Genomic DNA, 13,144 nt, shown 5'->3' on the forward strand with positions numbered 1-13,144 from the left:
CTGCGCGCGGCTCTCCGCGTGAGTGGAATTTGTGTCGACAAATAAAATACAAACTCTATACTCACTACTGAACCACGGATTCGCGCCGCCAGACCTCTCGCGCGGCCCCAACAGAGGAACCAGCAAGATGAGCGATATCTTCACCGGCACCATCCCCGCCCTGATGACGCCCTGCAAAGCCGATCGCAGCCCCGACTTCGATGCGCTCGTGAAAAAGGCAAAAGAGCTTATCAGCCTCGGCATGTCCTCTGTGGTCTATTGCGGCTCGATGGGGGACTGGCCGCTCCTGACCGACGCGCAGCGTATGGAAGGCGTCGAGCGCCTCGTGCAGGCCGGGGTCAAAGTGATCGTCGGAACCGGTGCGATCAACACGGCTTCGGCCGTGGCCCTGGCAGAACATGCCGCAAAGGCCGGCGCGCATGGCCTCATGGTGATCCCGCGCGTCTTGTCGCGCGGCTCGGTCGCGGCGGCGCAAAAGGCGCATTTCAAGGCGATCCTCGCGGCCGCTCCGAATCTGCCGGCCGTGATCTATAACAGCCCCTATTACGGGTTCGAGACCAAAGCCGATCTCTTCTTCGCGCTGCGCGCCGAACACCCGAACCTGATCGGCTTCAAGGAATTCGGCGGCGATGCTGCGATGACCTATGCCGCCGAAAACATCACCTCGGCCGATGACGACGTCACCCTGATGATCGGCATCGATACTTCGGTCTTCCACGGCTATGTCAATGCGGGTGCGACCGGCGCGATCACCGGCATCGGCTGCGTGCTGCCGCGCGAGATCCTGACCCTTGGCAATCTGTGCAAGGCCGCCGCCACCGGCGATGTCAAAGCCCGCCGTCTGGCCAAAGAACTCGACACCGCCTTCTACGAGCTCGCCCGCGTCGATGGTGGCCCGGATCTGGTCCTCTTCTTCAAACATATGATGGTGCTGAAGGGGAACCCGGAATACGCGCTCCATTTCAACGAAGATGACAAACTGTCGCCGAGCCAGGCCGGTTTCATCGAAAAGCAACTGGTGCTGTTCGACACCTGGTATGCCGCCTGGTCGAAACTTGACGAAGTTAAGCCCTGGCTGGCCTGATCCGGACCGGCTTCGCAAAAAAGGGCGCTCCCGTGACAGGAGCGCCCTTCCTCATTTTCTGTCCTTAAATATCCCCGCCGGAGGCCTCCGGTCATGGCCTGCCATGACCGGACAACTGCCCTCAGCCCATCCGCTCCGACGCGTAAGACCCGGGCGAGGCCGGGAACACCACCGTCTTCTCGCCATTGATGAACACGCGGCCATGGACATGGGCATGGATCGCGCGGCTCAGGACCGAGGCCTCCACATCGCGGCCAAGGCTGACATAATCCTCGCCCGACTGGGCATGGGTGATGCGGACAATGTCCTGCTCGATGATCGGGCCCTCATCCAGATCGGCAGTGACGTAATGCGAGGTCGCCCCGATCAGCTTCACACCGCGTTCAAACGCCTGCTTGTAAGGATTGGCCCCTTTAAAGGACGGCAGGAAAGAATGGTGGATATTGATGATCCGCCCCGACATTTCGCGGCACATCTCATCTGAGAGCACCTGCATATAGCGCGCCAACACGATCAGCTCGGCGCCGGTTTCGCGCACCACCCGCATCTGTTCGGCCTCGGCCTGGGGTTTGTTCTCTTTGGTGACCCTGATGCAGTAATAGGGAATGTCCTGGTTCACCACGACCTTCTGGTAATCCATATGGTTCGAGATCACCGCCACGATCTCGATCGGCAGCGCCCCGATCTTCGAACGGTACAAGAGGTCATTCAGGCAATGGCCAAAGCGCGAGACCATGACGATGACCTTGCGTTTGGCGGCCTCGTCAAAGAAATCCGCTTCCATATCGAAGGGCCTGGCCACCGCGGCAAAGGCCTCGCGCAGGTCTTTCAGCGTTTTGCCCTCTTCGCTGCGAAAGCTCACGCGCATGAAGAAGCGGCCGGTATGGGCATCATCGAACTGGCTGGAATCGGTGATATTGCAGCCCTGACCGGCGAGGAAGGACGAGATGGCGGCAACGATGCCGCGGGTCGAGGAACAGGTGACGCGGAGGGCGAGTTTGGACATTGTCGATCTTCATGCCTGGAATATGGGAGGAGGGACGGCGACAGGCCGATGGGTGAAGAAGCGGCGGCGACAGGTCTCCGGGAGGGCGCCGGGAATGGGGGTCAGCCTATGCCCCGCGAGGCAGGGAATGTCATGCGAACATTCCGCTTTCCTGTATCAGAAAAGCGAAATGCCCAAAAAAAAGTCTGAAAAATTGTGGAAAGAAACCATCCAGGTGAAATTAGTTTCACCTGGATATGTGCGGCGCTGAGCCCCGAGCCTGCCGGGGCCGCAAGGTTTCAGACCGCGTCGAGGCCAAGGCGCTGGAATCGCTCCAGCTGGGCGATTTCATCGGCGCTGAGCGTGATGCCTGCCGCCGCTGATTCCGCCCTTGCGCGGAAGCGGCGCTGCGAGGGCAGGCGGGCGCCCTGACCGATGATCGCCTCAAACAACGTCTCGGCACGGGCGAAAGGATCGCCGGGGCGGCCCCTGGAAAAAGCCTCGGGCGAGAAGGCAAGGATCAGTTCGCCATGGCGCGGTGCCAGCGTGGTCGAGCCGAGGTAGTCGAGGACTTCGGGGCTGGTCAGGTCGCCAATCATGATCCCGGCCAGAAGCTCGATCATCGTCGAGATCGCCGATCCCTTATGGCCACCAAAGGGCAGCATGGCGCCGGCCAGCGCCGCTTCGGGATCGGTGGTCGGATTGCCGTCTTTGTCCAGCGCCCAGCCCTCGGGCAGGGCTTTGCCAGCGCGGCGATGCAGCTCCACCTCGCCGCGGGCCGCGACCGAGGTGGCGAAATCGAAGACATAGGGGTCGCCTGCGGGACGCGGCCAGCCAAAGGCAAAGGGGTTGGTGCCCAAAAGCGGATCGGTGCCGCCGGTGGGCGCGACGGTGGCATAGCTCGGGCACATCACCATCGCGGCAAGGCCATGGGTGGTGACCGCCTCGACCTCGGGCCAGAGCGCGGCGAGATGGGTGCAGTCATTGATCACCATCGCCGCCATGCCGAGCTTTTTCGCCCGGGCGGCCAGTTCCGGCAAAGCCAGCTCGAAGGCGGCATTGGCAAAGCCGCCCTGCGCATCGACCCGCACAAGTGCTGTGCCATCATCGGGCGCCAGAACCGGCACCGCCTGCGGGTTCACCTTGCCTGCCTTCACCGTGCGCAGCGTGCCCTCGATCCGGTAGATGCCATGCGATTTGCAATGGTCGCGTTCGCCCGCCGTCAGCACCCGCGCCATGGCGCCGGCCTGGGCCGGATTCATGCCGGCATGGGCAAAGACCTGCTCGATTCGGGCGCCGAGATCCTCGATCGAAAGGGGGGGGGTGGTCATCTCTGCTCTCCGTTTCGGTCCGTGATCTCAGGGATCGCGGGACAGCTCCTGGCTGTGCTGTTGGTCATGCCAATGGTCATTCTGGGCGCCTTTCGCGAGAATCGCCATCCCCGCAGGCAGGCATTCCGGCGGCCCTTCACCCTTGTTGCGTGTCAAAAACCCGGTCAGGCGCATGGGTTTTCAGGAAGACTGCCTGAATCGGCCCAAAACGCAGCCGGATCGCCTTCCATTCCCTGCTCTGACAGGTCTCTTGTATACTAATTGTATTTTTGATTTGCGTCGAGACCAATGACACATGATAGTGTGATGACGTGAATCAACAGCAAGAACAGCTCAGGGAGAGCCTGCATGAAATCCAAAGTCCTCGCCTTTGGCCTTACGGCGGCCACTGCTTTCGCCGGCCCGGCCATGGCCGACAAGCTTGACGACATCATCGCATCGGGCACGCTTCGCTGCGCAGTTGTCCTCGATTTCCCGCCGATGGGGTCGAAAGATGCTGACAACAATCCGATCGGCTTTGATGTCGATTACTGCAATGACCTTGCAGCCGCCCTTGGCGTCACCGCCGAGGTTGTCGAAACCACCTTCCCCGAGCGTATCCCGGCGCTGATGTCGGGCCGCGTTGATGTGGCCGTCGCTTCGACCTCGGACACGCTGGAGCGCGCCAAGACCGTTGGCGTTTCGATCCCCTATTATGCTTTCGAGAATGCCGTCGTCGCCCGCCCGGGTCTGGAAATGGCGTCCTGGGAAGACATGAAGGGCAAAGTTGTCGGCGCCACCGCCGGCACCTATGAGGCGATCTGGCTGGAAGGTCAGGTCAAGGCATGGGGCGCGGGCGAATTCCGTCCGTTCCAGAACCAGGCTGACGTTTTCCTGGCGCTGAGCCAGGGCCAGCTGGATGCGACGGTCGGCACGATGGAAGTCGCCAATGCCAACGTGGCTTCGGGCAATTTCGGCGACATCAAGGTCGTCGACAAGGCCCCGATGGTGCCGGACTATGTTGCGCTGATCACGCTGCGCGAAGAATATGGCCTGATCAACTACATGAACCTCTTCATCAACCAGCAGGTCCGCACCGGCCGTTACGCCGAGCTTTACAAGAAATGGGTTGGTGAGGGCGTTCCGGCGAACCTGACCATCACCGGCGTTTATCGCTGACACATCCGCCATACGCGGCGCGGGGGTGATCCCCGCGCCGTTCTCCGTTCAGTGACCGAGAGGCGGATATGTTCAATTACAGCTTTCGCTGGAATCAGGCGTTCCAATCGCTGCCTGATATGTTGCAAGGGGCGCTGGTGACTCTGGAAGTCGCAGTGCTTTCGATGATCCTTGGGATCCTTTTTGCGATTCTGCTCACCTCGTTCCGGCTCTCGGGCAATCGGGTGCTGCGCGGCATCACGACCACCTGGGTCGAAGTGGCGCGCAACACGCCGGCGCTTTTCCAGATCTATATGGCCTTTTTCGGTCTCGCCGGGCTTGGCATCGCGATCACTGGCTGGACGCAGCCGCATCTGGGCTTTGCCGTCGATCTGCGGCTCTCGCCCTATGTTGCGCTGCTCGCCGGGATCACGTTCAACAATGCCGGCTACCTGCATGAGAATTTCCGGGGTGCCCTGAAGGCGATCCCGGACACCCAGACCCGTTCGGCGCGGTCACTGGGCATGAGCGCGCCGCAGGCCTTTGGCTATGTGGTGATGCCGCAGATGCTCAGGATCTCTTTCCTGCCGATGACGAACCAGTTTGTCTGGGCCATCCTGATGACCTCGCTCGGCGCGGTGATCTCGATGAATTCGGATCTTTTTGGCGTCACCGACAATCTGGTGAAGATCAATTTCCGCACCTTCGAGATGTTCGCCATTGCCGCGGTCATTTTCTATGTGATGACCAAGATCGTCACGCTCTCCGCCCGGCTGATTGCAGCCCGGCTGTTCAGATATTGAGGGGAGCGGGACATGTTTGAAACAGCAATGACCGCCAAAGACTTCTGGATGCTGGTCCAGGGCGCCGGGATGACACTGCTTGTCACCGCTATCTCGGTCGCGATCGGGACCGTGGTCGGGGTGATCTGCGGCATCTTCCGCTTTCAGGCCGGGCCATGGTGGGCGATACCGGTGACTTTCGTGCTGGATGTGTGCCGTTCGGTGCCACTTCTGATCCAGCTCTCGCTGGCCTTCGCCTTTGTCACGGCGGTGCTGAAACTGCGGATCTCGGGCTTCTCGGTCGCCTGCGGGGTGCTTTCGCTCTACACTGCCGCCTATTGTTCGGAAATCGTGCGCGGCGCGCTGGAATCGGTGCCGCCGAATACGCGGCGCGCGGGCCGCTCGCTGGGGATGACCTGGCTGCAGGACATGCGCTATATCGCCCTGCCGCTGGCCAGCCGGGTCGCCCTTCCGTCCTGGATCGGGCTTTCGCTTGGCGTCATGAAGGACTCGGCCCTGATCTATGTGGTCAATGTGTCCGAACTGATGAAAAGCACCAAAGATCTGATCACCCGTCTGCAGGAGCCGCTTTTCCTGCTTCTGCTCTGCGGAGTGTTCTACTTTGTGATCAGCTTCCCCGTCGCCCGCTTCGGCAGCTATCTTGAAAAACGGTGGTCCAATGATTGAGATCGAAAAAGTCCGCAAAAGCTTTGGCCCGCTGGAAGTGCTTAAGGGCATCGACCTGACGGTGGCCAAAGGCGAGGTTCTGACCGTGATCGGCGGGTCGGGGTCGGGGAAATCGACGCTGCTGACCTGTATCAACGGGCTGGAGCCGATTGATTCCGGGCGTATCCTCGTCGACGGGGTCGAGGTTCACGCAAAATCCACGAATCTCAACAAGCTGCGCCAGAAGATCGGCATCGTGTTCCAGCAATGGAATGCCTTTCCGCATCTGACCGTGCTGGAAAACGTGATGCTGGCGCCCCGCAAGGTGCTGGGCCGTTCCAAAGCCGAGGCCGAGGCCGAGGCTGAGAAACAGCTGAAACATGTGGGCCTTGGCGATAAGCTCTCGGTCTATCCGGCGCGGCTTTCGGGCGGGCAGCAACAACGGATGGCGATTGCCCGGGCGCTCGCGATGGGGCCGTCTTACATGCTCTTCGATGAGGTCACTTCGGCGCTGGACCCGATGCTGGTGGGCGAGGTGCTCGACACGCTCCGTTTGCTGGCCTCGGAAGGCATGACGATGATCTGCGTCACCCATGAGATGAAATTCGCGCGTGAGGTTTCCGACCGCGTGGCCTTCTTCCATCAGGGCATCATGGCCGAGATCGCGCCGCCCGAAGAGCTGTTCGGCGCACCCAAGACCGCCGAGTTGGAGAAATTCCTCGCCGCCACTCATTAAGGCAGACGTAATATGCAGAACGAGACCGATGTGATTGTCATCGGGGCGGGCGTCGTGGGTCTTTCCGCGGCGCTTGCCATTCAGGCGCGGGGCCTGCGCGTCACGGTGATTGACCGCGAAGGTCCGGCGGCGGGTGCATCGGCCGGGAATGCCGGGGCTTTCGCCTTTACCGATATCCTGCCGCTGGCAAGCCCCGGAATCCTGCGCAAGGCGCCGAAATGGTTGCTCGACCCGCTGGGGCCCCTGTCGGTGCCGCCGTCTTATGCGCTGAAGATCGCGCCATGGATGTTTCGCTTCTGGCGCGCCTGTTCGCCCGCGCGGGTGAAACAGTCGACGGTCGCACAGACCGCGCTGATGGATCTGTCAAAGGCCGAGCTTGAGCCGTTTCTGACCCTTTCCGGCACGCTGTCGATGCTGGAGAAAAAGGGCAATCTTCAGGTCTATGAAAGCAAGGCCGAGCTTGACGCGAGCCTGCCTGGCTGGCGCGCGCGCGAAGAACACGGGATCGAATTCCGCCATATGGAGGCGGGCGAGATGGCCGGGATCCAGCCCGGTCTCAGCCCTCGTTTCACCCATGGCACTTTCACGCCGGGCTGGTTCTCGATCTCGGATCCGAAGCTCTACACCCTGGCGCTGGCCGACCGGTTCCGCGCCAATGGCGGTGTGCTGGAGCGCGACGAGGTCACCGGGATCCGGCCCCTGACCGAAGGCGCCGAAGTGCTTTCGCATGGGAAGATCCGCCATGCTGGGCATGTCGTGCTGGCGGCAGGGGCACATTCGCATCTGATCGCGCGTTCGGTCGGCGACCATATCCCGCTGGAAACAGAGCGTGGCTATAACACCACCCTGCCGCGCGGCGCGTTTGACCTGCGCACGCAAGTGACCTTTGGCGGCCATGGTTTCGTGGTCTCGCGCCTCTCCACCGGCATCCGTGTCGGCGGTGCGGTGGAGCTGGGCGGGTTGCACCGGCCGCCGAATTTCAGACGATCAGAGGCGATGCTGAAAAAGGCCGAAGCCTTCCTGCCGGGGCTGAAGCCCGAGGGCGGCGTGCAATGGATGGGTTTTCGCCCATCCCTGCCGGACAGCCTGCCGGCGATTGGCCGTTCGAAGAACTCGGCCCGCGTTGTTCACGCATTCGGTCATGGCCATCTCGGGCTGACGCAATCGGCCGGCACGGCGCGGCTGGTTGCCGAGCTTGTGACTGGCAACGCGCCCGCCATCGACATATCTGCCTTCTCTCCCCAACGCTTCTGAGGCTCATGATGAGTGTTCATACTTTCTCCTGCCTGGACGGGCATACCTGCGGCAATCCGGTGCGTCTGGTCTCGGGTGGCGGTCCGCGCCTGATCGGCAAGGACATGCTTGAGAAGCGCGCGCATTTCCTGCGCGAGTTCGACTGGATCCGCACCGGCCTGATGTTCGAGCCGCGGGGCCATGACATGATGTCGGGCTCGATCCTCTATCCGCCGACCCGCGACGATTGCGATGTGGCGGTGCTGTTCATCGAGACCTCGGGCTGCCTGCCGATGTGCGGCCATGGCACGATCGGCACGATCACCATGGGGATCGAGAACGGGCTGATCCAGCCGCGCTCGCCCGGAAAGCTGTCGATTGATGCACCTGCGGGCAAGGTCGATATCTCTTACCGCCAGGAGGGCCGTTTCGTCGAAGAGGTGCGGCTGACCAATGTGCCGGGCTTCCTTTACGCCGAAGGGCTGACGGCGGAGGTCGAGGGGCTGGGCGAGATCGTGGTCGATGTGGCCTATGGCGGCAATTTCTACGCCATTGTCGAGCCGCAGAAGAATTTCCGCGATATGGCCGATTTCACCGCCGGAGAGCTGATCGGCTTCTCGCCGAAGCTGCGTGCGGCGCTGAATGCGAAATATGAATTTGTGCATCCCGGCGACGCGCGGATCAACGGCTTGTCGCATATCCTCTGGACCGGCGTTCCGACCGTCGAGGGCGCCCATGCCCGCAACGCGGTGTTCTATGGCGACAAGGCGATTGACCGCTCGCCCTGCGGCACGGGCACCTCGGCCCGGATGGCGCAGCTGGCGGCAAAGGGCCGCCTGAGCGTTGGCGATGAGTTCTGGCATGAGAGCATCATCGGCTCGATCTTCAAGGGCCGGGTCGAGGCGACCTCTGACGCGGTGCCGGGCAAATCCGCGATCATTCCGTCGATCGGCGGCTGGGCGCGGCAGACCGGGATCAACACGATCTTCATCGATGAGCGTGACCCCTATGCCCATGGTTTCGTGGTGAAATGATGGGCTCGCGGTTCATTCTTGAGGGCAGGGCGAAGGGTCGCGTTCTGGCATCCGATGAGCCGCTGAGCTTCTGGGGCGGGGTCGATCCCGCGACGTCAAAGGTGATTGACGCGCATCACCCGCTGCATGGCGAGACGCTGGCGGGGCGGGTGCTGGTGATGCCGGGGACGCGGGGCTCCTGCACCGGGTCAGGGGTGCTGCTGGACATGGCGCTGAACGGGCTTGCGCCTGCGGCGCTGGTGTTTCGCGAGGCGGAAGATGTGGTGACGCTGGGCGCGATGATTGCGGCCGAGATGTTTGGTGTGGCGCTGCCGGTCCTGCGGCTGGAGCGCGCGGCCTTCGACACCGTCTCGCGTCTGGGTGAGGTGGCCGTCATTCCAGGGGCCATCGAGGCCCCGGGAATGACCCTGCCGGTCGCCTCTGCCGCGGGATCGGCGCTGGCCCTGACGGCGGCAGATCTGGCGATGCTTTCGGGCGCGGAAGGCGAGGCCGTGTCGCAGGCGATGCGCATCCTTGTTGCTATGGCGGCAAATCAGGGGGCGACGCGGCTGATCGATGTGACTCAGGGCCATATCGACGGCTGCATCTATGCGAGCCCCGCCAATCTGACCTTCGCGGCGAAGATGGCGGAGATGGGCGCGCGGGTGCGGGTGCCGACGACGATGAACGCGATTTCGGTCGACCGCGAGAACTGGCGTGCCCAGGGGGTGCCGGATCTGTTCGGCGCCCCGGCGCAGCGGCTTGCCGATGCCTATGTGGCCATGGGCTGCCGGCCGAGTTTCACCTGCGCGCCCTATCTGCTGGAGAGCGCTCCGGCCGAAGGCGAAGCCATTGGCTGGTCGGAAAGCAATGCGGTGATCTTTGCCAATTCCGTGCTGGGGGCGCGGACGGCGAAACACCCGGATTTCCTGGACCTCTTCATCGCCATGACCGGGCGTGCGCCACTGGCCGGCGTCTGTCTGGACGAGAACCGGGCGGCGCAGCGCATCATTGACGTGGCGGCGATTCCTGACGCGGATGATCTCTTCTGGCCTTTGCTGGGCTGGCTTGCGGGCCGCGCCTCGCCGGATCGGATCCCCTTGCTCAGAGGTGTGGGCGCGGCATCCCGCGAGCAGTTACAGGCACTGTGCGCGGCCTTTGGCACCACTTCGGCTGCACCGATGCTGCATGTCGAAGGGGTCACGCCCGAGGCGCATCTTATCGCACCCGATGCCGACAATGTCCGGATCACACGCAGCGATTTCGCCCGCGCCTGGGAGGAACTGAACCAGGGCGGCGAAGCGATCGACCTCATTGCCATCGGCAGCCCTCATGCCTCGCGCGAGGAATGCCGCGCCTTCGCGAAAGCGCTGAACGGTGGGCGGGTGCAGGTTCCGACCATCATCACCGCCGGGCGCCAGATCATTGCCGATCTGGCGGGCGAGGGCACGCTCGCAACCCTCGAAGCCGCCGGCGTTCAGGTGCTTCCCGATCTCTGCTGGTGTTCGATCTCCGAGCCGGTCTTCCCGCCCGCGACCCGCACGCTGATGACCAATTCCGGCAAATATGCCCATTACGGCCCAGGGCTCTCGGGCCGGCAGATCCGGTTCGACAGTCTCAGAACCTGTGCCGCTGCCGCCCTTACGGGCCATGCTGCCAAAACCCTTCCCCCCTGGCTTTCCTGAGGCTCCCCATGCGCTCGATCAAGACCATCCATGTGATTTCCGCCCATGCCGAGGGCGAGGTGGGCGATGTCATCGTGGGCGGCGTCCGCCCGCCGCCGGGGGACACGATCTGGGCCCAGTCGCGCTGGATCGCCGAAGATCAGACCCTCAGGAATTTCGTGCTGAACGAGCCGCGCGGCGGCGTCTTCCGCCATGTGAACCTGCTCGTGCCGCCAAAAGACCCGCGCGCCGATGCCGCCTTTATCATCATGGAGCCCGAGGATACGCCGCCGATGTCCGGCTCCAATTCGATCTGTGTCTCGACGGTCTTGCTTGATGGCGGCATCATCCCGATGGTCGAGCCGGAAACGCGCATGGTGCTGGAGGCGCCGGGCGGCCTCGTCCATGTCCGCGCCGAATGCCGCAACGGAAAGGCGGAACGGATCTTTGTCGAAAACCTGCCCTCTTTCGCGGAACGGCTGGATGCAAAGCTTGAAGTCGAGGGCCTTGGCACATTGACGGTCGATACCGCTTGGGGTGGCGACAGTTTCGTCTTTGTCGATGCCAAAGCGCTTGGCTTCAGCCTGACCCCTGACGAGGCGCATGATATCGCAAAGCTTGGGGTGAAAATCTCGGATGCCGGGACGGAACAGCTCGGCTTCCGCCACCCGACCAACCCGGACTGGACGCATTATTCCTTCTGCCTTTTCGCGGGCGAGGTCACGCGCCAGGGCAATGACCTGCGCGCCGGTGCTGCCGTGGCGATCCGGCCCGGCAAGGTTGACCGCTCGCCCACCGGGACCGCGCTTTCCGCGCGGATGGCGGTGCTGCATGCGCGCGGCCAGATGTCTGAGGCCGACCGTCTGACCACCGTCTCACTGATCGGGTCGGAGTTTCAGGGCCGCATCCTCGGCACCACCGATCTGGCGGGCACGGCGGCGATCCGGCCGGAAATCTCGGGGCGCGGCTGGGTCACCGGCATCCATCAGCATATGCTGGACCCATCTGACCCCTGGCCCGGCGGGTATCGGCTGTCGGACACCTGGGGCGCGCGCTGATCCGCATAACGCGTTGCTTTGCCATTGAAGCGGGCCGGGTTTGCCCATACTCAGGACATGTCGGTTTCCGCAAGGAATTGAAAGGGAATCCGTCATCCGCCTTTACAGGGGGATGAACCGGAACTGCCCCCGCAACTGTAGGCGGCGAGGGTCCGCGCGACAATGCCACTGTGGGAGAGCCCATGGGAAGGCTGCGCAGACCCCGTGACCCGCCAGTCAGGAGACCTGCCGACTCCTGTAACCAACTTGACCCGGACGGGGCGTCCGGGGAGGCGAGATATGATTTTGACCCGCAGATGCGCCACCGCATCCCGTGCCGCCAGCCTGCGCCATCCGCGCCGGGCCAGCTTTGTGCGTCGCGGTTTTCACGCTCTCCATCCGCTCCATCCCCCATCCCTCACGGAGATCCCGGATGCGATATTTCCCCAATACCCGTTTCTCGATGACCGCTTCACTGGCCGCGCTCTGCTTTGGCATGCCTGCTTTGGCCGAGACCGGCTATCCGCTCAAGCTGCAGAATTGCGGGATCGAGCTGAGCTTTGACAAGGCGCCGGAAAGTGCTGTGACCGTCGGCCAGGCGACGACCGAGATCCTTTACACGCTGGGACTTGGCGACAGGGTCGCGGGCACCTCGGTCTGGTTCACCGAAGTCCTGCCGGAGTTCAGAGAGCTGAACGAAGGCATCGGGCGGCTCGCGGATAATGACCCCTCCTTCGAGAGTGTTGTCGCGAAACGCCCCGGCATCGTGACCGTGCAATATGAATGGCATGTCGGCCCGCAAGGCATCGTGGCGACGCGCGAGCAATTCGCCGATCTCGGCATTCCGGCTTATGTCCTGCCGGCTGACTGCATCGGCAAGGACAATACCGCAGGCTCGGACGGCACCCGGCTGGAACCCTATACGATGGCGGGGATCTATCTCGGCATCGAAGAGCTGGCGACGATTTTCAACATCACCGACAAGGGCACAGAGGTGGTCGCTGATCTGAAAGCGCGCGAGGCGGCGGCGGTCGCGGCGGCGAAGGCGCTTGATCTGAAAGAGGCCTCGGCGGTGTTCTGGTTCTCGTCGGCCGAGATGGATATCGACCCCTATGTTGCCGGAAACGGCGGTGCTCCGGCCTGGATGATGGCGTCTCTGGGGCTGAAGAATGTGGTCGAAAGCCCCGAGGAATGGCCGGTCGTGTCCTGGGAAACCATCGCGCGGGCCAATCCCGATGTGATCGTGATTGCCCGCATGGACCGCCGCCGGTTCGAGGCGGATGATCATGAAAAGAAACTGGAATTCCTGAAGTCCGATCCGGTGGTAAGCCAGATGGAGGCGGTGAAGAATGGTCGCATCGTGATCATCGACGCGCATGCAATGGACCCGTCGATCCGCAATATCGCGGCGCTGGAAGAGCTGGCGGCGGCGCTGCCGGCCTTTGGTCTGAAGTGATCTGCCGGAGATGAAACGCC

The 13,144-nt window shown here is 62.8% G+C and carries 12 protein-coding genes and 1 riboswitch; of the genes, 10 read left to right on the forward strand and 2 right to left on the reverse strand.

Annotated elements, in window-relative coordinates; translation table 11 throughout:
* The first annotated feature begins 127 nt into the window (after positions 1 to 127).
* Positions 128 to 1,084: a dihydrodipicolinate synthase family protein gene (locus JC607_RS00735; RefSeq protein WP_198835019.1), complete on the forward strand. Its 957-nt coding sequence runs from the start codon at positions 128 to 130 to the stop codon at positions 1,082 to 1,084.
* A gap of 121 nt (positions 1,085 to 1,205) precedes the next feature.
* Here JC607_RS00735 and purU read toward each other — a convergent pair whose 3' ends face one another.
* Both purU and JC607_RS00745 read right to left on the reverse strand, forming a co-directional pair.
* The gene (gene purU / locus JC607_RS00740) at positions 1,206 to 2,090 is read right to left on the reverse strand and encodes a formyltetrahydrofolate deformylase (RefSeq protein ID WP_198835020.1); all 885 of its coding nucleotides are present in this window, start codon (positions 2,088 to 2,090) and stop codon (positions 1,206 to 1,208) included.
* Between the two features lie 278 nt (positions 2,091 to 2,368).
* Entirely contained in the window at positions 2,369 to 3,400 is a 1,032-nt protein-coding gene (locus JC607_RS00745; protein WP_198835021.1) for an Ldh family oxidoreductase, read from the reverse strand.
* Positions 3,401 to 3,748: 348 nt separating this feature from the next.
* Here JC607_RS00745 and JC607_RS00750 point away from each other — a divergent pair, with 348 nt between their 5' ends.
* The 9 genes from JC607_RS00750 (at position 3,749) to JC607_RS00790 (ending at position 13,124) form a co-directional block, all read left to right on the forward strand.
* Positions 3,749 to 4,558 carry a transporter substrate-binding domain-containing protein gene (locus JC607_RS00750; protein ID WP_198835022.1) on the forward strand — a complete coding sequence of 270 codons (810 nt, stop codon included), beginning with the start codon at positions 3,749 to 3,751 and terminating at the stop codon, positions 4,556 to 4,558.
* A gap of 68 nt (positions 4,559 to 4,626) precedes the next feature.
* On the forward strand, positions 4,627 to 5,340 hold the full coding sequence (locus JC607_RS00755; RefSeq protein WP_198835023.1) for an amino acid ABC transporter permease: 714 nt from the start codon (positions 4,627 to 4,629) through the stop codon (positions 5,338 to 5,340).
* Positions 5,341 to 5,352: 12 nt separating this feature from the next.
* Positions 5,353 to 6,006, forward strand: coding sequence for an amino acid ABC transporter permease (locus tag JC607_RS00760; RefSeq protein ID WP_198835024.1), 654 nt, complete (start codon positions 5,353 to 5,355; stop codon positions 6,004 to 6,006).
* Positions 5,999 to 6,721 carry an amino acid ABC transporter ATP-binding protein gene (locus JC607_RS00765; protein WP_198835025.1) on the forward strand — a complete coding sequence of 241 codons (723 nt, stop codon included), beginning with the start codon at positions 5,999 to 6,001 and terminating at the stop codon, positions 6,719 to 6,721. The genes JC607_RS00760 and JC607_RS00765 overlap by 8 nt, the downstream gene beginning before the upstream one ends.
* 12 nt (positions 6,722 to 6,733) lie before the next feature.
* Positions 6,734 to 7,975, forward strand: coding sequence for an FAD-binding oxidoreductase (locus JC607_RS00770; protein ID WP_198835026.1), 1,242 nt, complete (start codon positions 6,734 to 6,736; stop codon positions 7,973 to 7,975).
* A gap of 8 nt (positions 7,976 to 7,983) precedes the next feature.
* Positions 7,984 to 8,988, forward strand: coding sequence for a 4-hydroxyproline epimerase (locus JC607_RS00775; protein WP_198835027.1), 1,005 nt, complete (start codon positions 7,984 to 7,986; stop codon positions 8,986 to 8,988).
* Positions 8,988 to 10,652 carry an aconitase X gene (locus JC607_RS00780; protein WP_233092511.1) on the forward strand — a complete coding sequence of 555 codons (1,665 nt, stop codon included), beginning with the start codon at positions 8,988 to 8,990 and terminating at the stop codon, positions 10,650 to 10,652. The genes JC607_RS00775 and JC607_RS00780 overlap by 1 nt, the downstream gene beginning before the upstream one ends.
* Before the next feature lie 8 nt (positions 10,653 to 10,660).
* Positions 10,661 to 11,689: a proline racemase family protein gene (locus JC607_RS00785; protein ID WP_198835029.1), complete on the forward strand. Its 1,029-nt coding sequence runs from the start codon at positions 10,661 to 10,663 to the stop codon at positions 11,687 to 11,689.
* Between the two features lie 44 nt (positions 11,690 to 11,733).
* Positions 11,734 to 11,937, forward strand: a riboswitch (cobalamin riboswitch).
* 194 nt (positions 11,938 to 12,131) lie between these two features.
* The gene (locus JC607_RS00790; RefSeq protein WP_198835181.1) at positions 12,132 to 13,124 is read left to right on the forward strand and encodes an ABC transporter substrate-binding protein; all 993 of its coding nucleotides are present in this window, start codon (positions 12,132 to 12,134) and stop codon (positions 13,122 to 13,124) included.
* Positions 13,125 to 13,144: the final 20 nt, after the last annotated feature.

This window comes from Paracoccus sp. IB05, from assembly GCF_016405985.1.
Lineage (GTDB): Bacteria > Pseudomonadota > Alphaproteobacteria > Rhodobacterales > Rhodobacteraceae > Pseudogemmobacter.

Excerpts from the sequence above, each read along its gene's own strand:
- JC607_RS00755 (WP_198835023.1), top strand. The coding sequence starts at position 4,627 with ATGTTCAATTACAGCTTTCGCTGGAATCAGGCGTTCCAATCGCTGCCT.
- JC607_RS00785 (WP_198835029.1), top strand. The coding sequence starts at position 10,661 with ATGCGCTCGATCAAGACCATCCATGTGATTTCCGCCCATGCCGAGGGC.
- JC607_RS00745 (WP_198835021.1), bottom strand. The coding sequence starts at position 3,400 with ATGACCACCCCCCCCCTTTCGATCGAGGATCTCGGCGCCCGAATCGAG.
- purU (WP_198835020.1), bottom strand. The coding sequence starts at position 2,090 with ATGTCCAAACTCGCCCTCCGCGTCACCTGTTCCTCGACCCGCGGCATC.
- JC607_RS00780 (WP_233092511.1), top strand. The coding sequence starts at position 8,988 with ATGGGCTCGCGGTTCATTCTTGAGGGCAGGGCGAAGGGTCGCGTTCTG.
- JC607_RS00735 (WP_198835019.1), top strand. The coding sequence starts at position 128 with ATGAGCGATATCTTCACCGGCACCATCCCCGCCCTGATGACGCCCTGC.
- JC607_RS00790 (WP_198835181.1), top strand. The coding sequence starts at position 12,132 with ATGACCGCTTCACTGGCCGCGCTCTGCTTTGGCATGCCTGCTTTGGCC.
- JC607_RS00760 (WP_198835024.1), top strand. The coding sequence starts at position 5,353 with ATGTTTGAAACAGCAATGACCGCCAAAGACTTCTGGATGCTGGTCCAG.
- JC607_RS00750 (WP_198835022.1), top strand. The coding sequence starts at position 3,749 with ATGAAATCCAAAGTCCTCGCCTTTGGCCTTACGGCGGCCACTGCTTTC.
- JC607_RS00775 (WP_198835027.1), top strand. The coding sequence starts at position 7,984 with ATGAGTGTTCATACTTTCTCCTGCCTGGACGGGCATACCTGCGGCAAT.
- JC607_RS00770 (WP_198835026.1), top strand. The coding sequence starts at position 6,734 with ATGCAGAACGAGACCGATGTGATTGTCATCGGGGCGGGCGTCGTGGGT.
- JC607_RS00765 (WP_198835025.1), top strand. The coding sequence starts at position 5,999 with ATGATTGAGATCGAAAAAGTCCGCAAAAGCTTTGGCCCGCTGGAAGTG.